General features: G+C 44.5%; 24 protein-coding genes. 9 read left to right on the forward strand and 15 right to left on the reverse strand.

Annotation, left to right across the window (positions count from 1 at the left end; translation table 11 throughout):
* The first annotated feature begins 72 nt into the window (after positions 1–72).
* Positions 73–333 (forward strand): type B 50S ribosomal protein L31, encoded by a 261-nt coding sequence (locus LAJ61_RS06525; RefSeq protein ID WP_007117222.1) that lies wholly within the window; start codon positions 73–75, stop codon positions 331–333.
* Between the two features lie 147 nt (positions 334–480).
* Here LAJ61_RS06525 and LAJ61_RS06530 read toward each other — a convergent pair whose 3' ends face one another.
* Positions 481–999 carry an RNA pyrophosphohydrolase gene (locus tag LAJ61_RS06530; RefSeq protein ID WP_036596083.1) on the reverse strand — a complete coding sequence of 173 codons (519 nt, stop codon included), beginning with the start codon at positions 997–999 and terminating at the stop codon, positions 481–483.
* Positions 1,000–1,343: 344 nt separating this feature from the next.
* Here LAJ61_RS06530 and LAJ61_RS06535 point away from each other — a divergent pair, with 344 nt between their 5' ends.
* Entirely contained in the window at positions 1,344–1,790 is a 447-nt protein-coding gene (locus LAJ61_RS06535; RefSeq protein ID WP_224053266.1) for an OsmC family protein, read from the forward strand.
* Positions 1,791–1,801: 11 nt separating this feature from the next.
* A complete protein-coding gene (locus LAJ61_RS06540) occupies positions 1,802–2,224 on the forward strand; it encodes an MAPEG family protein (protein ID WP_224053267.1) in 423 nt (140 codons plus the stop codon).
* Between the two features lie 4 nt (positions 2,225–2,228).
* On the opposite strand, the gene LAJ61_RS06545 is transcribed toward LAJ61_RS06540, so the two are convergent.
* The gene (locus LAJ61_RS06545) at positions 2,229–3,227 is read right to left on the reverse strand and encodes a tRNA dihydrouridine synthase (protein ID WP_224053268.1); all 999 of its coding nucleotides are present in this window, start codon (positions 3,225–3,227) and stop codon (positions 2,229–2,231) included.
* An 80-nt stretch (positions 3,228–3,307) separates the two neighbouring features.
* On the opposite strand from LAJ61_RS06545, the gene LAJ61_RS06550 reads away from it, so the two are divergent.
* On the forward strand, positions 3,308–4,225 hold the full coding sequence (locus LAJ61_RS06550; RefSeq protein ID WP_224053269.1) for a hypothetical protein: 918 nt from the start codon (positions 3,308–3,310) through the stop codon (positions 4,223–4,225).
* Between the two features lie 6 nt (positions 4,226–4,231).
* On the opposite strand, the gene LAJ61_RS06555 is transcribed toward LAJ61_RS06550, so the two are convergent.
* From LAJ61_RS06555 to LAJ61_RS06580, 6 genes are all read right to left on the reverse strand, one after another.
* Complete coding sequence (locus LAJ61_RS06555) at positions 4,232–5,746, reverse strand: UvrD-helicase domain-containing protein (RefSeq protein WP_224053270.1); 1,515 nt, start codon at positions 5,744–5,746, stop codon at positions 4,232–4,234.
* A 77-nt stretch (positions 5,747–5,823) separates the two neighbouring features.
* The gene (tatC, locus tag LAJ61_RS06560) at positions 5,824–6,573 is read right to left on the reverse strand and encodes a twin-arginine translocase subunit TatC (RefSeq protein WP_409034996.1); all 750 of its coding nucleotides are present in this window, start codon (positions 6,571–6,573) and stop codon (positions 5,824–5,826) included.
* Between the two features lie 92 nt (positions 6,574–6,665).
* Entirely contained in the window at positions 6,666–7,388 is a 723-nt protein-coding gene (gene tatB, locus LAJ61_RS06565; RefSeq protein ID WP_224053272.1) for a Sec-independent protein translocase protein TatB, read from the reverse strand.
* Between the two features lie 54 nt (positions 7,389–7,442).
* Complete coding sequence (tatA, locus tag LAJ61_RS06570; protein ID WP_224053273.1) at positions 7,443–7,673, reverse strand: Sec-independent protein translocase subunit TatA; 231 nt, start codon at positions 7,671–7,673, stop codon at positions 7,443–7,445.
* A gap of 202 nt (positions 7,674–7,875) precedes the next feature.
* Complete coding sequence (gene hisIE, locus LAJ61_RS06575; protein WP_267460930.1) at positions 7,876–8,715, reverse strand: bifunctional phosphoribosyl-AMP cyclohydrolase/phosphoribosyl-ATP diphosphatase HisIE; 840 nt, start codon at positions 8,713–8,715, stop codon at positions 7,876–7,878.
* An 87-nt stretch (positions 8,716–8,802) separates the two neighbouring features.
* Positions 8,803–9,246 carry a thioesterase family protein gene (locus LAJ61_RS06580; protein WP_224053275.1) on the reverse strand — a complete coding sequence of 148 codons (444 nt, stop codon included), beginning with the start codon at positions 9,244–9,246 and terminating at the stop codon, positions 8,803–8,805.
* A gap of 494 nt (positions 9,247–9,740) precedes the next feature.
* On the opposite strand from LAJ61_RS06580, the gene rpmI reads away from it, so the two are divergent.
* The 5 genes from rpmI to LAJ61_RS06605 all read left to right on the forward strand — a co-directional run bounded on the left by rpmI (position 9,741) and on the right by LAJ61_RS06605 (position 14,410).
* Positions 9,741–9,935, forward strand: a complete 195-nt coding sequence (gene rpmI, locus LAJ61_RS06585; protein WP_036604595.1) for a 50S ribosomal protein L35 — start codon at positions 9,741–9,743, stop codon at positions 9,933–9,935.
* A 65-nt stretch (positions 9,936–10,000) separates the two neighbouring features.
* Positions 10,001–10,360, forward strand: a complete 360-nt coding sequence (gene rplT, locus LAJ61_RS06590) for a 50S ribosomal protein L20 (protein ID WP_007117209.1) — start codon at positions 10,001–10,003, stop codon at positions 10,358–10,360.
* A 114-nt stretch (positions 10,361–10,474) separates the two neighbouring features.
* The gene (gene pheS, locus LAJ61_RS06595; RefSeq protein WP_224053276.1) at positions 10,475–11,545 is read left to right on the forward strand and encodes a phenylalanine--tRNA ligase subunit alpha; all 1,071 of its coding nucleotides are present in this window, start codon (positions 10,475–10,477) and stop codon (positions 11,543–11,545) included.
* Between the two features lie 9 nt (positions 11,546–11,554).
* Positions 11,555–13,969 carry a phenylalanine--tRNA ligase subunit beta gene (pheT, locus tag LAJ61_RS06600; protein ID WP_224053277.1) on the forward strand — a complete coding sequence of 805 codons (2,415 nt, stop codon included), beginning with the start codon at positions 11,555–11,557 and terminating at the stop codon, positions 13,967–13,969.
* A 123-nt stretch (positions 13,970–14,092) separates the two neighbouring features.
* Positions 14,093–14,410 (forward strand): integration host factor subunit alpha, encoded by a 318-nt coding sequence (locus tag LAJ61_RS06605; protein WP_007117206.1) that lies wholly within the window; start codon positions 14,093–14,095, stop codon positions 14,408–14,410.
* A gap of 130 nt (positions 14,411–14,540) precedes the next feature.
* Here the strand turns inward: LAJ61_RS06605 and LAJ61_RS06610 are convergent, their stop codons facing one another.
* From LAJ61_RS06610 to LAJ61_RS06640, 7 genes are all read right to left on the reverse strand, one after another.
* Positions 14,541–15,518 (reverse strand): MetQ/NlpA family ABC transporter substrate-binding protein, encoded by a 978-nt coding sequence (locus LAJ61_RS06610; protein WP_224053278.1) that lies wholly within the window; start codon positions 15,516–15,518, stop codon positions 14,541–14,543.
* A 162-nt stretch (positions 15,519–15,680) separates the two neighbouring features.
* Positions 15,681–16,370 (reverse strand): methionine ABC transporter permease, encoded by a 690-nt coding sequence (locus LAJ61_RS06615; RefSeq protein ID WP_224053279.1) that lies wholly within the window; start codon positions 16,368–16,370, stop codon positions 15,681–15,683.
* A 67-nt stretch (positions 16,371–16,437) separates the two neighbouring features.
* A complete protein-coding gene (locus LAJ61_RS06620) occupies positions 16,438–17,175 on the reverse strand; it encodes a methionine ABC transporter ATP-binding protein (protein ID WP_224053280.1) in 738 nt (245 codons plus the stop codon).
* Positions 17,176–17,345: 170 nt separating this feature from the next.
* Complete coding sequence (locus LAJ61_RS06625; RefSeq protein WP_224054823.1) at positions 17,346–18,986, reverse strand: sensor histidine kinase; 1,641 nt, start codon at positions 18,984–18,986, stop codon at positions 17,346–17,348.
* Between the two features lie 172 nt (positions 18,987–19,158).
* Positions 19,159–19,896, reverse strand: coding sequence for a response regulator transcription factor (locus LAJ61_RS06630; protein WP_135888588.1), 738 nt, complete (start codon positions 19,894–19,896; stop codon positions 19,159–19,161).
* Between the two features lie 302 nt (positions 19,897–20,198).
* Positions 20,199–23,381, reverse strand: coding sequence for an efflux RND transporter permease subunit (locus LAJ61_RS06635; RefSeq protein WP_224053281.1), 3,183 nt, complete (start codon positions 23,379–23,381; stop codon positions 20,199–20,201).
* 79 nt (positions 23,382–23,460) lie between these two features.
* Entirely contained in the window at positions 23,461–24,711 is a 1,251-nt protein-coding gene (locus LAJ61_RS06640; RefSeq protein ID WP_224053282.1) for an efflux RND transporter periplasmic adaptor subunit, read from the reverse strand.
* Positions 24,712–24,733: the final 22 nt, after the last annotated feature.

Below are 24,733 nucleotides of genomic sequence, written 5' to 3' on the forward strand. Positions count from 1 at the left end.
AGCAAAATAAAGATTCATGCCACGCATACTAACTGCAGACCAAAGGGCAGGATAATGACTAGAGACCTAACCATGCGCGCAGATATCCATCCAGCTTATCAAGAAGTTTTATTCCACGACACCAACGCTGACGTTTACTTTTTAACTCGCTCGACTATCAAATCAAAAGTAACTCGCGAATACGAAGGTAAAGAATACCCATACGTCGCACTCGATATTTCAAGTGCCTCACACCCATTCTATACCGGCGAACAACGTAAAACCCAAAACGAAGGTCGTGTGGCAAGCTTCAACAAACGTTTCGGCGCATTTGCAGGTCGTAACAAAAAATAAGTTTAATCGCTTATTGTCAAAAACCCTTTGCGACTGCGAAGGGTTTTTTATTGGCTGGAATGGGGCAATACTGGATAATCCCGGACAATACGCCAAAAAAAGCTCACCGAAACCGAAGTGAGCTTTTTTAGGTTTATTTGTTTAGGTTTAATAGGAATGAATTTTTACGTTTTTGGGTAGTAACAATTCTTTCTTGAGTGGCAACTGCGGTGATAACTCAAACAAGGCGCGGCGATATACATTACGTTTAAATGCCACCACTTGGTTAAGTGGATACCAATAACTGACCCATTCCCAGCGGTCAAATTCAGGTTTTGCCGTATCAAAACGGATATGTTCTACATTGTTCTCATCTAGCTGGAGCAAAAACCATTTTTGTTTTTGTCCAATACACAAAGGATATTGTCCTTGTCGTACAAAACGTTTTGGCAACCGATAACGAAGCCAATTTTGGGTTTGTGACAACACTTTGACATGCTGAGGATACAGTCCGACTTCTTCCCACAATTCCCGATACATTGCATCAAGCGGCGTTTCACCAAAATCAATGCCACCTTGTGGAAATTGCCAAGCATCGTGACCCACGCGTTTTGCCCACAGTACTTGTCCGTGTGTATTTGCCAAGATGATACCTACGTTGGCTCGAAAGCCGTCTGCATCAATCATGACGATTACCTTCAATTTAATGGTTAAAATCGGCAGGCAATCACATTATCAAGTTTTTTGGGTCGCAAGGTTTACACACATCCTTGCAGACCATTATTAAAGTTTTGGTCAATCAAATCATCGGGAATAAACCCATCTCTACCAACAGACGCTTATTTTATTATTATTGCTAAAAAACATGGACAATGTAATCACTGCCTTTATTACCCACTATTAAACCAGTTTTTATGTCAAAAGTGTAATGTTTATTTGCTATAAATTGTTTCACGGACATAAAAAGCGCATAATATCGCTTGATTTTATACAAAATATTTTTTTAAAAATTATAAGTATCTGGGGATAGTATGAAAGCAACGGTAAATTGGTTAAAAAACGAAGACATTAATTTTGCAGCCGTGACCGAAAACGGCAATAAAATTATCATGGATTCAGCGGAAAAATTGGGTGCCAAACCCATGGAAATGGTTTTGATGGGGCTTGGCGGCTGTGCCAGTTATGATGTGGTCAGTATCCTGCAAAAAGCCCGTCAGGCGGTGAGCGATGTTGAGTGTCAGCTATCGGCTAAGCGTGCCGACACGATTCCTGCGGTATTTACTGACATTCATTTGCATTTTGTGGTCAAAGGTAGCGCTATCAAAGAAACGCAGGTTAAAAAAGCCATCGAGTTATCGGCAGAAAAATACTGCTCAGCCAGTCGTATGCTAGAAAATGGCGGTGTCAAAATCACCCATGACTATGAAATCATTGATGAAACCTCTGATGAAATCACTCATGAAACGGTTAAAGGGTAGGGAATAACGGCATGTTTCCCTATCTAAGTGCTGTTCCCGCCACCAATAGCAGCGTGGTGCTGGCAATGATGGTTGCCAGTTTATTGCCCTTGGTGTTTGCGATATTGGCAAAGGTCTTTGGCGGATTTAAAAGCAAAGACAATGCCAATCCGCGCGATTTTTTGGGTAAACAAACGGGCGCGGCAGCGCGTGCCAATGCCGCGCAGCAAAATAGCTATGAAACCTTGCCGGTATTCTTGTCAGCGGTAATTGTGGCGTTGCTATTTTTTGTACCGCTGTCAGTGGTGACCCAGTTGGCGTGGTTGTATGTGATATTACGGATTATTTATGGGTTGGCGTATATTGCCAATTGGGCAACCTTTCGCTCAATTATTTGGTCGCTTAGCCTAGCTTGTCCGCTGATGTTGTTTTATTTAGCGATACGGTTGAGCTAATTTGCTATGAGCAATCGCCAGCTTGGGATTGTGCTTGCAACATCGCAACAATGGTCTCAAGCTGTTTTTGTTTTTTGACCGTTTGCCAAAGCTCGCTGGCTTGTTCATAGCCTTGGGTCAACATGCCAAGCCATTGTTTGTAACGTCCCACCAGCATATTGTCGCTACGGGCATGTCCTTGCAAAAACGCAATTTGTAGCTTGAGTAGCGCTTGCCAAACCATATTTTCTGCCCTGTCACCTTTATCCATCGCTTTGATTTGATTGACCAAATCAGGACGAGTGACCGCACCACGTCCGAGCATGATATGTGGGGTGTTCGCTTGTTTGCGGCAACGCATGGCTTGTTCAGTCTGCCAAATTTCGCCATTGGCAATAATCGGTAAGCCCAGCCGCTGCGTCAGGGGCGCGATTAACTCCCAATAGGCAGGGGGTTTATAGCCTTGGGTTTTGGTACGGGCATGGATGGTCAGCCAACTGGCGTTGGCTGATTGCACCGCATCGCCGATTTCTTGGGTTAGTGAAGTATCTTCATAGCCGAGTCGGATTTTTGCTGATACAGGCGTATCCGATGGCACGGCTTGGCGTACTGCATGGATGATTTGATACAAGGTTTCAGGTTCGGTGAGCAACACCGAGCCACCGCGGTGACTATTGACAGTTTTAGCAGGGCAGCCAAAGTTAATATCAATGGCTAACGCACCAAGCTCGACCGCTTTGACGGCATTACCTGCCATCAATTCGGGCTCACTGCCCAGTAACTGTACATGGACGGGCGTGCCGTGAATGGTTTTGCCTTTTAAACCATCCTCATGCAAAAGTTCGGGTACAAATTTATAAAACACATGCGCGGGCAGGACGTGCTGGGTGACGCGAATAAACTCACTGACCGTCCAGTCGTAATGTCCGATACTGGTTAAAATATCCCGCATCAATGGGTCGGTCAGTCCTTCCATCGGCGCAAGGACGATTTGGGGCTTCTCAAAATTTGGGTAATGTATCATATAATACTTCAATTAAATAAATCAGGTATTATAAAGCATTAATAAATAAAATAATGGTAGTTATTTTGGGCGAGGTTTAAGTGAATTTTGGATTTCTTATAGATAAGTCAGAAGTGAAATGTCAAAGTTTTAGTATTATACCTAATGAAAATTTTGACGAATATATTTCATGGTTCTACCATAATATGGAAGTTAGCAATGGCTGGATTTATCCATCGTTTAAAGCTTTAAAGCACAATGATGAAGAATTAAAAAAATTTAAAAAATCTGCTCCCTTAGTAAGAAGTAGTTTTTATACTTTACCTTCCACCCATATTCTACAAACTCAGAACTTTACTGATGAACACAAACATTTCCTAATTCTCGGCTATGGTTTTTTGCAAGGGCTTTATTTAAATCCAAAAAATTATAAATATCTAGGTAAAACCCCCTACAAACCTTCAACATTAAATGGTCTTGTGTTAGAACAAGATGATAGAGTAAAAGGCTTGGAAGCCATCAATAAATTTTATATTGATGCAAAAACCACACAACAAAGAGTGCAAATGCAAGCCTGTATTCATTGGTTTTTAATTGCACAAACTTTAGATTTTGAATGGGAAATATTTGATGCTCATTATAAGGTTTTAGACGGTCTGTATAAATTATATGAAATAATCTATGGTAAGCAAAAACAAAAACGACATCATGAAAGAGCAATTATCATAGCGAACAAATTTAAAATTGATTTGCCAGAATGGGCAGCTGAAATGCAAGTTTTTAATGAATTAAAAAAGGAGTATGTTTCTATCAGTAAGGTTTCATTGATTAGAAATGAACTTGTGCATGAAGCAAAATATGCAGGTCAGCCTATTGGCTATAACTATCCTAATGAAAACTTTAAACTACAGTTCAAGGCATTCAACCTTAAATTAATTTGCGCTTTTTTAGGAATCAATACACCTTATTTACAAGCACCTGTAAATAATAGAATGTTATGGTGTTGGAATATTCAATAAAATTTATTAACCATAAATCACCTTTTTATCTTTGAGTCCGTGAATCAAATCTTGAATATTAAAAATATCCAAATTTACCTTGGCGCGCGTACAGGCGACATACAGCAGTCGCAACTCTTCGGGGGAGATTTTTACCGCCTGAGAAGTCACATCATAATAAAAATCATTGTCAATTTGCACCCTTGACCATTCCAACCCTTTGGCTTTATGCGCGGTAGAAATGATATAGTCGGCTTTATCCAGTGTGGTCAAGCTGTTGATCGCTTGGTTTAGCGTTTCCGTGCCATGTTCATCGACCAATTTGACCAGGGTTTTTAAATCGCTGCCTTCGCTCGTCTCGCTATAATCCTGCACGTCGCGCCAATTGTTAAAGTAGGCAAGCTCAGGTACACCATACGCTGCTTGTCCTTTTTTTAGGCGTTCGGCAGATTGACTAAATTTGAGTAAACGGTCTGTATCGGCTTGTAGCGCAACTTTATGTCCCATTTTAAGCCCAGATAACAGATTGACCATCGCACTGGCATTGGTACGGCAAAGAATGGCATCTTTTTTACCATGCACCATACTTTTGCCTAAGGTAGACGTCATCGCAGGATTACCGCGCAGTGGCACCTCTTCTTGTAGCGCTTTTAAAAACCCATTCGCCACATCGGCAATTTGGTCGCCAAATCGAAAAGATTGGGTGAGCAAGGTTTGGGGTAGCGGCAGGCGTTTCATGGCATTGACAGCGCCGCGCCATTCATAAATTTGCTGATGCGCGTCACCCACATAGATGACTTGGTTGGGCTGATTGGACAAAATCCCCATCATCAAGGGGTCGGCATCTTGCGCTTCATCAAATAAGATAAAATCCGCAGGAATCACCGGTTTGGATAGCGCCCAGAGTTTGAGGTAAATATCATGCCCAATCCCCGCAGGGTGGCGCGGGTCAATCGACTGTTGCCAGCGCCGCTCTACATACGGGTATAAGGTATCGCGCAGCTGCTCAGCTTCACTGGCAACCAACCAGTCAGGAAACTGCAAATGACGCGGCGCGGGGTAACTGGCATGGGTGCTACAAAACGTGCTCACCGCATCGGAGACAAATCGCGCTTGTCGCTCTGGCGTTAAGGTCACAAACTGGCTTTTGCCTTCAATTTGGCGTTTGACTTGCACAGGCGTCAAGCCCAAATTTGAGGCGAGGCGACTGGGAGAAAAACGCGGTAGTTGCAGCTTTGCGGTGATATCGCGAGCGGTATGACGAAATGCCAATGAGTGAAAAGTGCGACAGTCGACATGGTGGGGGAATTTGCGCTGCGCTTCTGAAGCAATCGCTTTGTTAAATGCCAAATAAATTCCGCGACCACGCAGCTGATTGCCAATCAGATTAAGCGTGGTAGTCTTACCTGCGCCGGCATACGCTACCACCTTAAACGACTGGCGTGTGAGTGCCATATCGACAGCCTGCTGCTGCTCACCCGTTGGGCGTTGGGTCGGGCTATGGATAGGGGATTGGGTGGGGATAACGCTGGGGTTTGACATAAGGCCATTGCTAACAGAAAAGTAGGCTATTTTAGCAAAATTTGGCAGTTTTTGCTGAACTTATACACGTTTGCTGATTAAGATGATGCATCTTGTGCGGCTTGTTGGTCTTGGCGAATCAGCTGTTTTTCTTTGATGAGCAAACGCGCCATGACCAGACCGAGTTCAAACAATAACCACATCGGGATAGCCAGCATCACCATCGATAAACCATCTGGCGGTGTCACCAATGCGGCAATACCAAAACAACCCACAATGATGTAACGGCGTTTTTGCGCCAAGCCATCCACCGTCACCACCCCAGCCAAGACCAGTAGCAGCGTCAACACAGGAATCTCAAAGGTTGCCCCAAACACTAAAAACAGCTTGAGTACAAAATTTAAATAGCTTTCGATATCGGTCATCGGTAATACATTGTCGGGGGAGAATTTGATAAAAAAAGCCAGCACGCTTTTGAGCACGACATAATAGGCAAACGCAATCCCCAGATAAAACAAAATCACCGATGACAATAGCACGGGTAGGGCGATACGTTTTTCATGCTTATACAGCCCTGGGGCGATAAATGACCAAATTTGGTACAAAATATACGGCATCGCCAAGATAACAGCCAGATACAGCGTCAATTTAATCGGTGCCAAAAATGACGAAGTGATATCGGTTGCAATCATAGAAGAATTGACTGGCAACAGCGCCGTTAATGGGGCGGAAAAAATATCGTAGATTTCTCGCGAAAAGCCCGCCAATGCCAAAAAAATCACCAAAACCGCCGCAAAACCGTGAATCAAATGACGGCGCAATTCAATCAAATGTTCAGTGATGGGCATATCTACCAAAGTGTTGTCTTGCGATGCTTTATCATCTTTAGCTTGTTCAATGGCTAATTGTTCAGGCGTTTTTTTGGTTTTGATAAGCTTGGTCACTGGGCAACTCCACCCAAACTTGGCAATTGGTGCAGTAGAGGATCGGCTTGATAATTGGGTAAAAACGGTGGATTGGGAAGACGTCTGACACGGTCATAATCACTGAGCAAAAACCAACGATAATACATTGGCTCAGTGGCAGCGAATAGGGCTTCATGTAAGTCTTTAGCCACTGCATCAGCTTCGACATCAGCCTCTAGACTCAGCAAATAATCGTCTGCTTTGGTTTCTGCTAGATAAGATTCGTCAGATGGCTTGTTTGGTAAAAGCGCGGTGCTATCATTTGTTGGCTCAGCTAAATGACTAGGTGGCTTATGATTGGAAGGTTCATGACTAGATGGTTCAGTAGATAGGCTAACTGCGTTAGTATCATGACCAAGATTAGGGGTTGTATCAGCCGACTGGGTATTGTGAGCTTGCATCGAAGGTACTTTGCCATGTTGCTGTAGTTCGCTCACACTGCTGCGAAGGGCTTCCATCTCACGTTTCATATCAACTTCAGCTTGGCGGATTTTTTCCAGCTCAAGCTGCATCTGCTTGCGCGTTTCGGCAAGGTCAAGCTCAGCTTCAATTTCTGATTGCAGTGTTGCAACCGTACGGCGGAATTTGGCATACCACTGACCTGCAGTACGCGCCGCTTGGGGGAGTTTTTCAGGGCCCAGCACAATCAGTGCAATCGCCCCAAATAACAGTATTTCGGAGAAACCTATATCAAACATAACAACCGTGGCAGTTAGGGATTAAAAAACCAAAGAAAAAGTAACGACTAGGGTTTAAACGTTATGTTTATCTTGTTGGGTCTGCGTGGTATTGAGTTCAGATTTTTCGTGTTCAAGGACACGGTTTTTGTTCAGATGCTGTTCGTTTTCATCTTTGACCGCATCTTTAAAGCCTTTAACGGCACCACCCAAATCTTTACCGGCATTTTTCAGTTTTGAGGTGCCAAAAATGACCACAACAACAACCAGTAAAATTAACCAATGTGTGATTGAGAAACTACCCATGAGAATATCCTTTGATTAACCTTGACAATAGGGGTGAGGACAATATGAATTTGCAGTGTAACACATAACCATTGCGTTGACATAACTGTGCAAAAAACTGTGTAAAACACGGCGAATTTTTCGCACTTTTAGCCAGCAATATTCAGGACTTATCGACTGTTTAGTGGCGTTTACTTAAGGGCGCTTACTTAAGAGCTATTATTTAAGGGATTTGACGTGCGGCTTTTTCGTCGATACCCGATAAGCCAAAACGTCTTGCCAATTCATTGGTAACAGCCCAAGACGGTATATTAAACCATGCCAATGTGACCATTGTGTGAAACCAAACATCAGCAATTTCATACACCAAATCTTTCACCGCGGTATCATCCGCGACGGCCTCATAGGGGGTATCATTGGCAATGTTGATATCTTTGGCAGCGATAATGGCTTCGGTGGCTTCTTCACCGACTTTTTCTAAGATTTTGTTGATGCCTTTATGGTACAAGCTTGCCACGTATGAGCTATCAGGATTGGCATCTTTACGCCCAATCAATACTTCATCTAACGCGGTTAAAATATCCGCTGACGTCGTAGGCGTTTGTGGCGAATTGCTTGTTTGTGTCGAATTGCCTGCAAGCTGCGAGTGTTCATGAGTCAGTTTGGCGGTGTCACCATAAATCGCATCAGGGTCTTTGATGACCGCATCAGTGATTTGCCATTGTAGCTGTCCGTGGTCATCGGCAAGCAGACGATAAAAACAAGACTGCCGACCCGTGTGGCAAGCAATCCCACCCACTTGGGTGACTGACAACACAATCACATCAGCATCGCAGTCTAGGCGGATTTCATGGACTTGCTGAAAATGCCCAGAACTTTCGCCTTTGTGCCATAATTTACCGCGAGAGCGTGACCAATACACTGCTTGCATTTTTTCAGCAGTCAGGCGTAATGACTCGCGATTCATCCATGCCATCATCAAAATGCGCCCTGTATGAAAATCTTGAGCGACTGCAGGGATGAGCCCATTGTCATCAAATTTTAGTGTATCTAGCCAATCCATATTCACGCCCTGTATCATACTATGCAAGCCCTAACCAAAAAAAGCACCCATCAAGCGATGCGTGCATTTATCATAATTCATCAAGCCCTAAATCTCAAAGGGTTTCACATCTAAGGCTTCTTTGGTGGTAGCTGATAATGCGATTTCTTGGCTTTGACGATAGTCATACGCCGCAAAGCCCATTTTGGCATACGCCACCAATGACCCATCAAACATCCGCGAGACTTTAAACACAAAATCACCACCCAAATCGGTTAAATGCTGCACGCCGACTTCAAACAACAGTTCTTCACGCGCCCGTACCCGATCAAAGATTTGGGTCTCGATATGATTAATGACCAAGCCTTGGTACTCAGCATTAACCTCCTTAATGCTTTTTGAATATAAAAAACGAAAACGGGCTTCGGTAAGCAATGCTACCAAATTTTCAACCGTTAAATGTTGTGCTAATCCAATTTCGGTATTGCGTACGCGCATGACGGTCTCAAACACGAAATGGGCAACTTCAATATTTGTGCTTAACGTTGACAAGAATTGTAACCTCATGATGTTGATGAAGATGAAATAGCATTACACGTTAAACTTTACCAAAGCCTGCGAACGATAAAGACCTCAAGGTTAAACAAACTAACGCAAACTGTGTCCAAAATAGAGCTCACTTATCACTTTTAGCCAATTTAACCTCAGTTTTTATAAATTAAGTTGTTAACTTAATTAATGTAATCTCGCGATAGGTTTGTTAAGTTATTTATGTTAAATAATTGATATCATAGATTTTTTTAAAATCCTATAAAAAATGACTGAATAAAAATGTATTATGGTAAAAAATGTTAAAGTAGCATAAATACAATGGATGTCAAAGAAAAAATTAGTTTTAACAATAGCGTGCATTCACCAATGATTTTTGATAAAATATCGCCTCCCACCTCAAGGCAAAAAATCCAGTATGATGAGGATTTTTTGACAAACAGGTTAACTTCACTTGATAAAGATGTTTAATCTTTGTCAAAAACGAACAAGAGGCTATCATGAAATTAAAAACTCGCCGTGGTGCTGCCAAGCGTTTTAAAAAAACTGGTAACGGTATCAAACGCAAACAAGCATTCAAACGCCACATTTTGACCAAAAAATCTCCTAAGCGTATCCGTCAATTACGTGGATGCAAATTGGTACACGTGTCTGATGAGAAACGTGTTTACCGTATGTGTCCTTACCTATAATTTATGATAAACATAAGTTCACAGGTATTCAATCAACTGATATTACAAAACTTTAGGAGTAAATTATGGCTCGTGTAAAACGTGGTGTACAGGCAAATCGCCGTCATAAAAAAGTATTGGCTCGTGCAAAAGGTTATTACGGTGCGCGTTCTCGTGTTTTCCGTGTTGCTGTACAAGCAGTTACTAAAGCTGGTCAATATGCTTATCGTGACCGTCGTAACAAAAAACGTTCATTCCGCCGTCTGTGGATTGCACGTATCAACGCGGGTGCGCGCTTAAATGGCTTAAGCTACAGCCGTATGATTAACGGTCTGAAAAAAGCCAGCATCGAAATCGACCGCCGTGTATTAGCAGACATTGCTATGCATGATGCGCAAGGTTTTACGGCGTTGGCAGAAAAAGCAAAACAAGCACTGGCTGCTTAATTTGTTTTAAAGCAATTTTTCAAAAAGCCATTAAGTGCAAGCTTAATGGCTTTTTTTATCGCCATATTTTAGTTAAAATGCCTATCACTATTGATAACCAAGATTGCAACGCTCATGACAGAAATAACGACTGACAAACTTATCCAATATTCTGAAAATTTAACCGATATCACCCAAGACCAATTTTCCCAATTTATTCAAGATGCCAAAGCCTTAATCAGCACCGCACAAAACCCCCAAGACCTACAAAACATCCGCGTGACTTTAACGGGCAAAAAAAGCCATTTGACCACTTGGTCAAAACAGCTGGGCGCACTCGATGCCGACGGCAAAAAGACCATCGGCGGTATGCTGCATCAAGTACGTACCCAAATCAATGACAGCCTACAACAAGCACAAAGCGATTTAGAAGCCAAAGCCTTAGCTGCCAAGCTTGCCAGTGAATCCATTGACATCACCCTGCCAGCACGTGGACAACAAGCGGGTAATTTGCACCCTGTCACCATGACCGCTGAGCGTATGCAAGGGTTTTTCCGTCAAGCAGGTTTTGAAGTCGCAACAGGCCCTGAAGTTGAGAGCGACTACTACAACTTTGAAGCGCTAAATATTCCAAGCCATCACCCAGCGCGTGCCATGCACGATACCTTTTATTTTGAAAAACAGCATTTTAATGCCAATTATGTGTTACGTACCCATACCAGTTCGGTGCAAATTCGCACCATGGAAAAAGGCAACCTGCCGATTCGTATCATCTGTCCAGGACGCGTGTATCGCAACGACAGCGACCAAACGCACTCGCCGATGTTTCATCAGCTTGAAGGTTTGTATGTCAGTGAATCGACCAATTTTGCTGAGCTAAAAGGCTTGATTCATGAGTTTTTGCAGGCGTTTTTTGGTCGCAAGCTCACGGTGCGTTTTCGCCCGTCGTATTTTCCATTTACTGAGCCGTCTGCGGAAGTGGATATCCTTGCCGATACTTATGCAGGTGGGGGCAAGTGGCTAGAAGTGATGGGCTGCGGTATGGTGCATCCAAAGGTATTGTCCGATAGCGGTATTGACCCGACCAAATACCAAGGTTTTGCATTTGGGATGGGGATTGAGCGCTTTGCCATGCTGTATTATGGGGTGAATGATTTGCGCTTGTTCTATCAAAATGATGTCAGATTTTTAAAGCAGTTTGCTTAGGGGAAAACAATGAAAATTAGCGAAAACTGGTTACGCCAATGGGCAAACCCAAACTTAAGCGCTGAGCAAATTGGCGAACAACTGACGATGGCAGGCTTAGAGCTTGATAGCTTGGATAAAGTCGCCAAAGACTTTAGTGGTGTGGTGGTCGGTGAAGTGATTGACGTCACCCAACATCCCGATGCTGATAAACTGCGCATTGCCAAAGTGAATGTCGGTGAGCATAGCGAAGCACCCCTACAAATCGTTTGCGGTGCACCCAATGTCGCCGCTGGCGTGCGTGTACCTGTGGCACTGGTGGGCGCCAAACTGCCGCCCGCACAAGGGGATGAACCCTTTAACATTAAAAAAGGCAAACTGCGCGGCGTAGAATCGCACGGTATGCTGTGTGGTGGTAGTGAGATTGACTGTGATGATGGTGTTGATGGCTTGTTAATTTTGCCACAAGACGCCCCGATTGGCATGGATATCCGAGCGTATCTTGGCTTAGACAATCATGTGCTAGATATTTCAATTACCCCAAACCGGGGGGATTGTTTTAGTGTGCGCGGTATCGCGCGTGAGCTTGCCGTGCTCAATGATTTAACATTTCAACTGCCATTTGACAATATCACCGCAGCTGTGACCGACAACGCTATCCAAGCGGTTAGCGTAGAGACCACGGACTGCCCACGTTATTACGCGCAACTGGTCAGTGGGCTGACAGGCACGACGCCATCACCTGATTGGATGAAACAAGCCCTGAATGCCTCAGGCGTCAAGCCACGTAATTTACTGGTGGATGTCACCAATTACGTATTACTTGAGCTCGGTCAGCCGCTGCATGCGTTTGATGCCGATAAGTTGGTGGGCGCAATTACCGTGCGCCATGCCCAACAAGGCGAAACCCTTGAGCTTTTAAATGAGCAAACCATTACCTTACAAGGTGACGAGCTGGTGATTGCCGATGAACAAGGGGTTATTGCGTTAGCGGGGATTATGGGTGGACTTCGCACCGCAGTTACCGATAGCACGACCCGAGTGGTAATCGAAAGTGCATTTTTCAAACAGTTGGCGATTGCAGGTAAAGCGCGCCGTTTCGGCTTGCATACCGATGCGTCACAGCGTTTTGAGCGGGGTGTTGATTTTGAATTGCCAAAATTGGCACTCGACCGCGCGGTCAATCTATTGGCAACATTTGGCAATGGCTCAAGTGAGGTTAGGGTCGGTCAAATCACGCTAGTTGAAAACACCGCTGAACTGCCAAAACGTACGCCAGTGACGCTACCGATTGTCAGTATCAATAAATTGTTAGGCGCGGATATCGCCACCGACAAAGCCATTGAGATTTTAAATAGTCTACAAATCAGCACCGAGTTACAAGGCGAAAATCTGGTTGCCACGCCGCCGAGCCATCGTTTTGATATCAGCTTACCCGAAGATTTGATTGAAGAAATCGCCCGCATTTATGGCTATAACAATATTGCCAACAAACTGCCGGCGTTTACCAGTAACTTGTTTGACAATAAACGCCAAAATGATCTGCATGACTTAAAAATGAGCTTGGTCAATCAAGGTTATTTTGAAGCGGTGAGTTTTAGTTTTAGTGATGCCAAAGTCGAAGAGTTGTTTGATGGGGCGCATTTTGCTGCACCACTCGCGCTTGCCAATCCAATCTCAAGTGACTTAGCGGTCATGCGTCGTACCCTGCTGTCTAGTTTGTTGCCTTGTGTGCAATATAACTTAAACCGTCAACAAAACCGCGTGCGTCTGTTTGAGACGGGTCTGCGTTTTGATGGCAGTGATATCGCAAGCTTAAACCAAGTTGAGACTTTGGCGATGGTTGCAGTCGGCAGCACTCATCCAGAGCAGCATCATGACAATCGTGTGATGGATTTTTACGACCTAAAAAATGACGTCGAATCGGTTTTTCCGCGGTTTGCCCAGTCCGCTATCAGTTATCAACGTAGCCAGCAGCCGTTTTTACACCCCGGTCAAAGTGCCGATGTACACTATCAAGGCAAGGTGATTGGCTGGCTGGGTCAGTTACACCCACAGATTGCCAAAGCCTTGGATTTGCCGACCACTTGGGTGGCACAGCTAAACTTACAGATGGTGATTGACATGTACCAGCAGGCGTTGACCATCATGACGCCAAGTAAATTCCCACAAGTACGCCGTGATATCGCCGTGGTGGTAGACCAGTCGATTGCTATGCAATCCATGCGAGATACTATCAAACAAGTCGGGGGCGAGCTATTAAAAGATGTGTGGTTGTTTGATGTGTATGCCGGCAGTAATTTGCCTGAAAACCAACAATCGCTTGCTTTTGCACTGGTGTGGCAAGACATCGAAGCCACGCTTTCTGACGAGCGTATCAATGCGCAGATGGAAGCTGTCATCGCTGCGCTACATGAGCAGTATCACGCAACGCTACGTATGTAATCTTGGACTAGCAAATTATGCCAGTCGATACAATGTTTTTCTTTGATTTTAAAGTAAAAATAACTATCGACTGTATTTGCTAGAATCGCTAGAATAGGAGCATTTAGTAGGGTGGGTATGATAATGAATATGCAAGTTGAAGGAAAAACCTTAACCAAATTAGAAATGATCAATCATTTGATGGAAAATTTGGGCATGACGCGCCAAGACAGCCGCGCATTTGTGGAGAATTTTTTTTCAGAGTTGTCGGAGACGTTGACCAAAGGTCACCAAGTCAAGCTATCGGGGTTTGGTAACTTTGAGATTAAGGATAAAAGCCAACGTCCAGGTCGCAACCCAAAGACTGGCGAGATGGTTCATGTCACAGCGCGCCGCGTTGTGACCTTTAAAGCGGGGCAAAAAATGCGTCGCAGTATTGAAGATAAACTATTCACAGAATAAGCGCTTTATTATTTTTTAGATTATTTTTAGTTAATTTAGGTGTTTTAAAATCAGTTACCGCATTTTGACCATAAAATTTGATGATAAAAAAAGAAGCTTAATGCTTCTTTTTTTTATGGCATTTATACCATTATTTGGCAGTAGAGGCGGTTGCACTGGCAGCTGCTGGTGTCGCAGGGTTTTCGCCCCAAATAGCTGGGTATTTGTAACCTGGGAAAGTTTTGTGGGCGTATTGTTTAAATTCTTCTGAATTATACGCATTGGTCACGTCTTTTACCCATTGTGTGTCTTTGTCTTTGGTGCGAATCGCTGACCAGTTGACATACGCATAGCTGGGTTCTTGGAACAGCGCTTCAGTCAATTTGATACCTGAGCTGGTCGCATAGTTACCATTGATGACTGCAAAGTCAACGTCAGAACGCGCACGTGGTAATTGTGCGGCTTCTAGCTCTACCAATTTGATATTTTTTGGGTTTTCTGCGATATCACTTTTTGATGCAGTGAGTGGGTTGATATTGGCTTTAAGTTTTACCCAGCCTAGTTCGTTGAGCATCACCAGCGCGCGTGCAAAGTTGCTTGGATCGTTCGGTGCAGCCACGGTGGTACCGTCTTTGACTTGTTTTAGGTCACTTAATTTACCTGGATAGATGCCAAGCGGTGCGGTAGGCACTTGGAAGGCTTCAACGATATCTAGGTTGTTGTCTTTTTTGAAGGTGTCGAGATAAGGTTTGTGTTGGAACACGTTGATATCAATATCGCCATCGGCTAAGGCTTTATTTGGGCGCACATAGTCAGAGAATTCAACCAATCTGACTTTATAGCCTTGTTTCTCTAACTGCGGTTTGACCGAGTTTTTGACCATGTCACCGAAGTCGCCCACAGTGGTACCAATCACAATTTCAGATTTATTCGGGTCAATACCTGTGCCTGTCGCTGCTGTGGTAGTCGTTGAGCTTGCGGTGGTCGTGGTTGTAGTTGTGGTGGTGCTGGCTTGTGCTGTGGTTTCGGTTTTGCTTTCAGGTTTGCTACAACCGACTAGGGCAATCCCTGCAACCCCTACGGTTGCTAATAGCTGCGCGATGTGGCTTGATAAATGCGTTAATTTCATACATAACTCCAAAAATGAAAAAATAAACGGACAAAACAATCAGCTTACCTTAACATATTCATAAAAAAAATGTTATTGAGAGTTAACCTATGGATATGAAATTTTTTCATAATTCCTAGAAAAACCATCAACAACAGTTTTTTAAACCGCCATCAGCTAAGATTAACGTTTATCCAGACGGTGCGCCAAAATATTACCAACCGATTGGATGATAATCACCATCACCACCAATAGAATCACCATAAAAATCATCACGTCATTTTGATAGCGGTTATAACCATAACGAATCGCCAAATCACCAAGGCCGCCACCCCCAATCATACCCGCTGCCGCACTGTAAGAGAGTAAACTAATCATCAAGGTGGTAATACTTAAAATCAAACTTGAGCGTGACTCGACCAATAGCACGCTGCAAATAATCGTCCCTGTACTTGCACCCATTGATAACGCCGCTTCGATGATACCTTTTGGCACATCGCGCAGGTTTTGTTCAACGAGCCTAGCAAAGTAAAAGATACCGGCGACACTCAAAGCAAGCGATGCCGCAATTGGACCAATGGTGGTACCGACAATGAGGCGAGTGACAGGAATAATCACAATCATCAAGATCACAAACGGAAAAGCACGCATGATATTGGTAAAGTTGCCAAGTCCTGCATACAGCGATTTGTTGTCGGCGAGCTGATTTTTACTGGTCAAAAATAGCGCGACGCCGAGCAATGTACCAAAGATGACTGATGCAACCGTTGAGATACCCACCATAATCAGTGTTTCCCAAAACGCTTGCCAAATTTCTGCCTTCATCCCCAAAAGATTATCAACCGCGCTTTGCCAAGTTAATGTATTTGCCATGAAATTACCCAACGATTCAATTTAAAACTTAAAAAATTATCCAGTCATCGACCATGTTTGTGCGCCGTTAATCATCACTAATCAGCAGTTGCCCAATCGGTGTGGTGGCATGAATTTGCCCCGAATATACGTCAGCGACTTCCAGCAATCTGCCTTTATCAAGCAGGGCAACGCGGTTACACAGCTTGCGAATCACGGACATTTCATGGGTCACAATCACGATAGTGACGTTAAACTTGTCATTAATATCCTTGAGACAGGCTAACACCGATTTGGTCGTTGCAGGGTCGAGCGCCGAGGTAGGTTCATCGGCGAGCATTACATGAGGTTTGGGTGCTAACGCCCGTGCGATACCTGCCCGCTGTTTTTGTCCGCCAGAGAGCTGGGCGGGATAGTGGTTGGCGCGATTGACCAAATCGACAATTTCAAGGCATTCCATCACCCGTGGCATGATGGCTGCTTTTTCCCAACCGGCAATTTCTAGGGCAAAGGCAATGTTTTGTGCCACCGTGCGATTTGCCATCAGATTAAACTGCTGAAAAATCATACCGATATTTTGACGGGCATGGCGCAAATCGTGGGTGGATAGCGCGGTCAGCTCCTTGCCATCAATGGTGACAGTGCCGCTATCTGGGCGTTCAAGTAAATTAATCAAGCGTAGCAAGGTGGATTTGCCTGCGCCAGAATAACCCATCAAGCCAAAAATCTCGCCTTGTTGGATTGTGAGCGATGTCGGTTCTACCGCAGTAAACCAGTTGCCATCTTGGGTTTGGAAGCGTTTGGTAACGTTATCAATGGTAATCATGATAATAAAAAATTTTGCAGTGGCTAAAAGAAGGTAATTTTAGCACAGCTCGTCGTCAGCGTTTAGTCGCTTTAACGAATAAATAAATGCCGAATGGTGGGTTTAACTAAATAATAGAGGAGAAAACCGAAAAAAAATTGTGACAAAACTATAGGCAGATATAAAAGCGGTTACGATTGGGTGATAGGTAATGTGACCAAAAAGCGGGTATGACCATCCAATGTGTCGGTGATAATACGACCGCCATGGGCTTTGACAATCTGCGCCACCAAAGATAGCCCGAGCCCTGAGCCTTTTTTCTCTTGTTGTAGCCGTACAAATGGACTGAAAATATCAGTGCGTTTGTCTTCAGGAATGCCTGTACCTTGGTCGATAACCGCAATACATACCTGATGAAATTCTGGCAAGTGTACAACGTCAGATTTTTTACGTGAAAAAATAGACGATTTATTTTTTGGCTTGTTAGCCAGTTTGCTCGAAGTTGCTTCGCTATCTGCAGTGACCGTTGCGGCGGGACTATTTGTCGATGGTATTTCAGCGTCAAGGGTGATGTCATCGCCGTTTGTAGGGTCACTGGTGGTATCTTTTATGGGGGCGGGCAAAGCCACCTTATCTTTTTCAGCATCGGTATCTTTTCCGGCATCGGTATGTTTTTGATTATCAGTATCTTTTATACTCTCTTGGATGGTAGGTAGGGTATCAATTGCCAGTTGGTTACCCGCATCATCAATGGCATACAGCTGCACGCTCACAGGTGGGACGCCATGAAGATGGGCATTGTCGAGCAAATTACGCACGAGGTGGGTAAGAAGTTTGGCTTGCCCTTGGATGATAATATGACCACCCGCAAAGGTAGCTTGTGGGTAGTGCTGAATCTCATTTCTAATTAACTCATATAAATCGACGTCTTCTACTTTTTCTATCGCATGACCGGCATCCATACGACTGACGAGCAAAATACTTTCCACCAAATCATTAAGACCCGTCAAATCACGGTTGATGGCATCGGCACGTTTTTGTACTTTATCCTGTATCGTTTTGTCAAACTGACTTGCCAGCATGGTCATCATTTCAACTTGTAGACGAATACGGGTAATCGGTGTGCGAATCTCATGTGAGGCATGCGCTAACAGCAGTTTATTGGCATTCATCAAGGTTTCGATACGTTCGGCGGTTTGGTTAAAACCGCGCGCCAAAATGGTAATTTCATCATTGCCCACGGGCGTGACACGGGCAGAGAAATCGCCATCACCCAGTTGGGTCATTTGCCGACTTAGCTGATTGATACGCCATGTCATGGTGCGCGCAATCATCCATAACATGCCCGACATGATGAGCAGCAGTAGCAAGGTGCCTGTCAATAAATTAATCGCGGGCGAAATCGCACGGCGGTTACTAAGTTTTGATTGGTATAACAGCACATAACCCGATTGGCTATTGACTTGAATTTCGGTCGGGTGTTTTGGATCATCTCTAGGAAACAAGGATAAAAAAAATGGCGGATTTGGCGGTAAGGTGGCAGGCAGCCCACGCATGATCATAATCGCTTCGCCACTTTTGCCATCGTATAGACCAAATTTGGCGTTCAGTGAATCGCTATAGATATTAAAACTACGCCGTACGAGGGCAAGTAGATAGCGGGTTTCGAGGTTTTTTTGTTGGTCTTGAGCGGTACGCAGCTCAACTAGTAGCGGATCTAGCTGCTGGGTGACTTGGCTGGCAATGACTTGGTGGCGGGTGTTGGCAGAAGTATCGTGTACTAGGTGGCTTAAAACTACCATTGCCCCAGCAAAAATGACCAATGCCAGCATAACGCTGGCAAATAACTTGCTAAATACACTGTTAAATTTTATGCCGCTCAATCGCACACAGAATCCAAAAATCGTGGGTCATCACAGGCTATTATAATAGCTTTGCTAGCATAATAACCAAAGATAATGACCTTTTGCGTGTTAAATTTGTCAAGCTATCTTACTTACACTCTTACACTTGGTCAGTGGCAAACTGATAGCCGACACCACGCACCGTGATAATGCGTTTTGGCTGACGAGGATTGTCTTCAATCAGCGCGCGCAGACGCGAAATATGCACATCAATGGCACGGTCGATGTTATCACTGCTGTCATCGTTTGGCATCGCATGCCACAGCTGTTCACGGCTCAGTACTTTACCTGAGTGAGTAGCAAAGTAATGCAATAACTGAAACTGGTGGGTGGTCAAACGCACCGGCTCATCATCAATCGTTACTTCATGGCTATCTGGATAAACCTTTAAGCGACCAAATACTAAGTTATCTTCTTTTTGCTGATGAAGCGGCAGGTCGTGACGGCGCATGACCGCACGAATACGCGCCAACAATTCACGCGGTTCAAATGGTTTTGAGACATAATCATCCGCGCCCATCTCAAGACCCAGTACACGATCAGTAGTGTCACCTTTGGCGGTAAGCATAATAATCGCCGTTTGCGCCAGACGGCTATCTTTGTGCTGACGAATACGTTGACATACTTGCATACCATCCATATCCGGTAACATTAAATCTAAAATCACCAAATCAATGGATTTTGAAGGGTTAAATAGCGTCTCTAGCCCTTCTGTTGCGGTTGGGGCATGCTGAACCTCATAATAATTCATGCCCAAATATTCGCTAATCAACTCGGCTAAATCTGGATCATCCTCAATCAATAGTACGGTTTTAGTACCACTATTATTATCTTCCATCACCAACTCCAAAAATTCTCTAAAATAAATCAGTTGTTATTATTGCTTTTACTCATCAAAGCCAGGCTTCTATCAGCAATCAAAAGCCTATTATCATAAGCAAGAGATTATTATCATAAAGCAAGAGACTGCCAATATGATAGTGTCTTACACAGATTTATAAAACTTCTTAGCTGCTAACCATACAGCTATCAATCACGCAGCCCAATTAGTCCAATCAATGTATAGCCCAATTTAAAATTGTACTGGGCTACTCATTCTTAAGTTTCTTTACACTGTATAAAATTGTAATGAATTATTGCTTAAAGTGAGTCATGGCGATCTATCGCAGGGGTTGTTGCTTTATTTTTAGCAAATAACCGGAAAAACCGCTGTTTGCCGTCATCTAAATAGGTATAAATCACAGGTACCACAATCAAGGTCAATAAAGTTGAAGTAATCACCCCGCCAATAATAGCGTGTGCCATCGGTGCTTGCTGCTCCGACCCTTCACCAATACCCAGTGCCAGTGGTATCATCCCCATCACCATGGCAGCGGTAGTCATCAAAATGGGGCGCAGGCGCGTTTGCCCTGCCAGCATAATAGCTTCTGTACGGCTCAAACCCTTTGATAAAGATTCTTTAATAAAATCAATGAGCAAAATCGCATTTTTGCACACCAATCCCATTAGCATGATAATGCCGATGATAGAAAACATATTAAGACTAGAGCCGAATAAAAATAACGCAAAGAACACCCCAATCAGCGATAACGGCAGCGATGCCATGATCGCCACAGGGTATAAAAAACTATTAAACTGTGACCCTAACAACATATAGATAAATACAATTGCCAGTCCAAGCGCGGTTGTGGCGTAGCCAATGGATTCTGCCATGTCTTTGTTAGAGCCTTGTACCGCAAAGCTGTAACCGGGTGGCAGTTTCATTTCGTTTTGGATTTTAGTGATATCCGCGCCGATATCACCTGCCGGTCTGCCGTCCGTGTTGGCTTGGACTACCACCTCACGAAACAGCGAACGGCGGTTGATTTGCGGTGCACCCAAGGTTTCACTAAAATTCGCCACTTGCGATAGCGGCACTAGTATCGGCTGACCATTTTGATCCATACGGCTTGATGACAAGTACATAGATTGTAGTTGCGAGATAGTCTGGCGGTTGTCGTCATTTAAGCGCACGTTGACATCGATATTGTTGCCGTTGTCATCTTTAAAAGTGCTCACATTGTCACCGGCAAGCAGCGGTCGTAATGCTTGTCCGATTTGCCCAATCGAGAGACCGGCATCATTTGCTGCTTCCCGGTTAATGGTGACATTGACCATTGATTTGGGCTGTTTAAGGGTGCTTTCCAAATCTACCAAGCCATTGACGTTTGAGAGTTTTTGCATAAACTCATTGGATAAACGTTGCAGCTCAGTTAAATCATTGCCTTTGATGGATATCATAATCGGTTTAAGACCACCGCTGACTGCCATGGCAGCGGCTGCCACTGAGGTAACTTTTATACCGCCTACCTGCTGCAATTGCTCACGCATGGCACGGTTTAAGGCATCTAGTCCGCGCGTGCGCTCATCTTTGGGTACTAACGATACATTGACTTGCACACGGTTTTTACCGCTATAAGATAGCGCATTCACCGTGGCATAGGTATTGGTCACTTCAGGAAAACTTTGTAATACCGCGTTGACTTGTGCTGCTTTTTGCTGGGTGTAGTCAAGATTGGCATTGACAGGTGTTTCAAATTTGACTTTGATTTCATTCATATCCGCTTGCGGGACAAACTCTTTGCCCACCAACCCCACGGCAAAAAATGCGGCAACCAGCGAGCTAATTGCGATGAGCACAGTTATCAAACGATGGCGTAAACTCCATGCAAGAATATGGCTGTATAGATTGGTCAGCCTATCTAACAGGCGCTGAAAACCCGCTAATAGCCAAGCAATCGGTCGTTTGCGAAACGATACCCGCGCATTTAGTCGGTCATGTTGGTGCGCGGCATCTGGGTCTGGCCAAATCGAAGACAACATCGGGTCAAGCGTGAAACTAACAAATAACGACAGCAACACAGCAGTGGAAACAGTCACACCAAACTGATAAAAAAAGCGTCCGATAATCCCGCCCATAAAAGCCACGGGTAAAAATACCGCCACAATCACCAGCGTCGTCGCTAGCACGGCAAGCCCGATTTCTTGGGTGCCATCAAGCGCCGCTTGGCGGTGATGTTTGCCCATACCCACATGGCGCACAATATTTTCCCGCACCACAATCGCATCATCAATCAGCAGTCCGATACATAATGCCAGCGCCAGCAGGGTCATCATGTTGATGGAAAAACCAAACGTCCAAATCGCCGCTAAAGTACCGAGCAGCGAAATGGGCAGCGTCAATCCTGTGATAATCGTCGAACGCCACGACCCCAAGAACAACCAAACAATAAACACCGCCAATATCGCCCCTTCAATCAAGGTGCGTACCACATTATTTAACGAGCCACGAATACTTTTTGAGCTATCAGCCACTACCGTCATGGTGACACCTGGGGGTAGGGTCGATTGGATTTCTGCCAGACGCTGTTGGGTTTTATCAACCACATCAATCACATTGGCATCCGACATTTTGATAATATCCATTGCCACCGCAGGTTGACCATTTTGTAGTGACGCTGACTCAGCCTCGGCTTGCCCATCAACGACTTGGGCAACTTGCGATAGGTACACAGGCACGATAGCACCCGTGCTTGAACGATTTTGAGCGACAATGATTTGGTTAAACTCATTGGGTGTTTTGACCAACCCGTTGACTTGAATCACCATTTCTTGGTTTTGATTATTGATAGTGCCGACAGGTAATTCAACGTTCTCTGAGCGTAGCGCATTGCTAATTTGATTGACTGAGACTTTATAGGCATTCATTTGGGTGGGATTGAGCAGCACACGGATTTGACGCTGCCGACCTCCCAAGATATCGACCCGACCCACCCCTGTGACTGTCTGTAGCTGTTTTTTGACTGTGTTGTCTAAATAAGTGGATAATTCCCGAAGCGACATTTTGTCAGAGCGAAACGTGACAGACACCACAGGCGCATCGGCAGGATTGTACTGCGCAACAATAGGCGTGGTAACTTCATCCCGAAAGGTGGGGGTCACCAGTGCCAATTTATCACGCACGTTTTGCGCGGCAACATCGGACGGGATATTTAAATCAAACTGCACGATGACTTGTGACAAGCCTTGTTGGGTGACGGAGGTCACTTCTTTGACACCGGCGATGGTATTGACTTGGTCTTCAATTTTTTTGGTAATGTCGGTCTCGATGACTTCAGGCGAAGCACCACTATAAACGGTATTGACCACTACAAAAGGAAATTCAATATTAGGAAATTCCTCAACTTTCATGCGAAATGTTGCCAGCAAGCCAATGACCATCAGCGCGAGCATGATCATGGCGGCAAACACAGGATTGTTGATACTGACGCGGGTGAGCCACATAGCAAATTCCTAATAGCAAAATTTTTGACAATAAAATTTTTAACAATATTGAATGATTGAATGAAACACTATCAGTAGGTTATTTGAGCACGACTTTTTTACCCACATCATTGGCATTGAGATTTGCCACAATCACTGTGGTGTTGGGCTCGATGCCAGCAATTAAATACTGACTGGTATCGTCAAGGTGTTTGAGTACCTTAATAGGCTGTTTGGTAATCACATTGTCTTTACTGACCACCAAAATCGTGCCTGTTTCTAAGGTTGGACTTGTGGCGGCTTGGTCGCTAGGTTTATTGGCTGCGCCTTTTGCTCTAGATTCGAGTGCTTTAGACTCGAGGGCTTTAGATTCGAGCACCACCGCTGACATCGGCACCAATACCCCAACTTGTGCAACCCCATAATTAAGCTTGCCTGTAGCATACATGCCTGGGCGAAGTCCACGATTACGCTGAGAAGGCTTAACCGCGATATAAATGGTCAGCTGGCGAGTGGCGGCATCGACTTGGGGCGAAATACGGCTAATTTGTCCGATGTACTGATTGGTTTGATTGCTAATAGTAAAAGGCACTTGTTGACCGAGTTGTAGCTGTGTTTGTGCTTCGCTAGGGACATTGGCGGCAAACTCAAGTTTATTGGGGTCAATGATTTCCATCAAGGCTTGGTTTTGTGTGATTACCTGTCCGACATTAACACTGCGACTGCTGACAATCCCCGTGGTAGGCGCATAAATCGTGGTATCACCAAACATTTTTTGTGCACTACTTAATTGGGCTTGTTTGGCTTTGATGGCTTCACGCTGCGCAATGCTGTCTGCGACACTACGCTCGTACTCTATTTGTGAGACAAAGCCTTGTTCGAGCAAAATTTTGTTGCGCTCAGCAAGTTTATTGGCGACGATGGCTTGTGCTTGGGCAGCGGCAACGTCGGCTTGCGCTTGAGCGAGTTGGTTTTTACTATCACTGATATCAAGTCGCACCAGTGGCTCACCTTTTGCTACCGTTTTACCCACATCAGCGAGCACTTGCTGCACTTGCGCATTCACGGTTGATTGCACTACTGTGTGGTCTGAAGGCTGCAGCGTCCCTGTCACGGTGACACTCGGTTCAAATCGGTCTGCTTTGGCGGTGATGACATCAGCGGCTAATAGCTGAATCTCGTTATTGGCGATTGGCGTGGTGGCTGACGCGGTGGTGACTTGAGTGTTTTGAGTTGACAACGGGCTTTTGCTGTCGTTTTGCTGTTTTTGGCAGCCACTCAAACTCATAACAGCGCTAGCCACCGCTAGGCTTAATGGTAGAACTTTGGTGATAAACTTCGATGTTATCATGAACGAGACGTCCTCAGCGCAA

The organism is Faucicola osloensis (assembly GCF_020041925.1).
GTDB classification, from domain to species: Bacteria; Pseudomonadota; Gammaproteobacteria; order Pseudomonadales; family Moraxellaceae; genus Faucicola; species Faucicola osloensis_D.

Bases quoted from the DNA above. Each gene is read 5' to 3' on its own strand.
- LAJ61_RS06525 (WP_007117222.1), top strand. From the start codon at position 73: ATGCGCGCAGATATCCATCCAGCTTATCAAGAAGTTTTATTCCACGAC.
- LAJ61_RS06530 (WP_036596083.1), bottom strand. From the start codon at position 999: ATGATTGATGCAGACGGCTTTCGAGCCAACGTAGGTATCATCTTGGCA.
- LAJ61_RS06535 (WP_224053266.1), top strand. From the start codon at position 1,344: ATGAAAGCAACGGTAAATTGGTTAAAAAACGAAGACATTAATTTTGCA.
- LAJ61_RS06540 (WP_224053267.1), top strand. From the start codon at position 1,802: ATGTTTCCCTATCTAAGTGCTGTTCCCGCCACCAATAGCAGCGTGGTG.
- LAJ61_RS06545 (WP_224053268.1), bottom strand. From the start codon at position 3,227: ATGATACATTACCCAAATTTTGAGAAGCCCCAAATCGTCCTTGCGCCG.
- LAJ61_RS06555 (WP_224053270.1), bottom strand. From the start codon at position 5,746: ATGTCAAACCCCAGCGTTATCCCCACCCAATCCCCTATCCATAGCCCG.
- tatC (WP_409034996.1), bottom strand. From the start codon at position 6,573: ATGCCCATCACTGAACATTTGATTGAATTGCGCCGTCATTTGATTCAC.
- tatB (WP_224053272.1), bottom strand. From the start codon at position 7,388: ATGTTTGATATAGGTTTCTCCGAAATACTGTTATTTGGGGCGATTGCA.
- tatA (WP_224053273.1), bottom strand. From the start codon at position 7,673: ATGGGTAGTTTCTCAATCACACATTGGTTAATTTTACTGGTTGTTGTT.
- hisIE (WP_267460930.1), bottom strand. From the start codon at position 8,715: ATGGATTGGCTAGATACACTAAAATTTGATGACAATGGGCTCATCCCT.
- rplT (WP_007117209.1), top strand. From the start codon at position 10,001: ATGGCTCGTGTAAAACGTGGTGTACAGGCAAATCGCCGTCATAAAAAA.
- pheS (WP_224053276.1), top strand. From the start codon at position 10,475: ATGACAGAAATAACGACTGACAAACTTATCCAATATTCTGAAAATTTA.
- pheT (WP_224053277.1), top strand. From the start codon at position 11,555: ATGAAAATTAGCGAAAACTGGTTACGCCAATGGGCAAACCCAAACTTA.
- LAJ61_RS06605 (WP_007117206.1), top strand. From the start codon at position 14,093: ATGAATATGCAAGTTGAAGGAAAAACCTTAACCAAATTAGAAATGATC.
- LAJ61_RS06610 (WP_224053278.1), bottom strand. From the start codon at position 15,518: ATGAAATTAACGCATTTATCAAGCCACATCGCGCAGCTATTAGCAACC.
- LAJ61_RS06615 (WP_224053279.1), bottom strand. From the start codon at position 16,370: ATGGCAAATACATTAACTTGGCAAAGCGCGGTTGATAATCTTTTGGGG.
- LAJ61_RS06620 (WP_224053280.1), bottom strand. From the start codon at position 17,175: ATGATTACCATTGATAACGTTACCAAACGCTTCCAAACCCAAGATGGC.
- LAJ61_RS06625 (WP_224054823.1), bottom strand. From the start codon at position 18,986: ATGCTGGCATTGGTCATTTTTGCTGGGGCAATGGTAGTTTTAAGCCAC.
- LAJ61_RS06630 (WP_135888588.1), bottom strand. From the start codon at position 19,896: ATGGAAGATAATAATAGTGGTACTAAAACCGTACTATTGATTGAGGAT.
- LAJ61_RS06635 (WP_224053281.1), bottom strand. From the start codon at position 23,381: ATGTGGCTCACCCGCGTCAGTATCAACAATCCTGTGTTTGCCGCCATG.
- LAJ61_RS06640 (WP_224053282.1), bottom strand. From the start codon at position 24,711: ATGATAACATCGAAGTTTATCACCAAAGTTCTACCATTAAGCCTAGCG.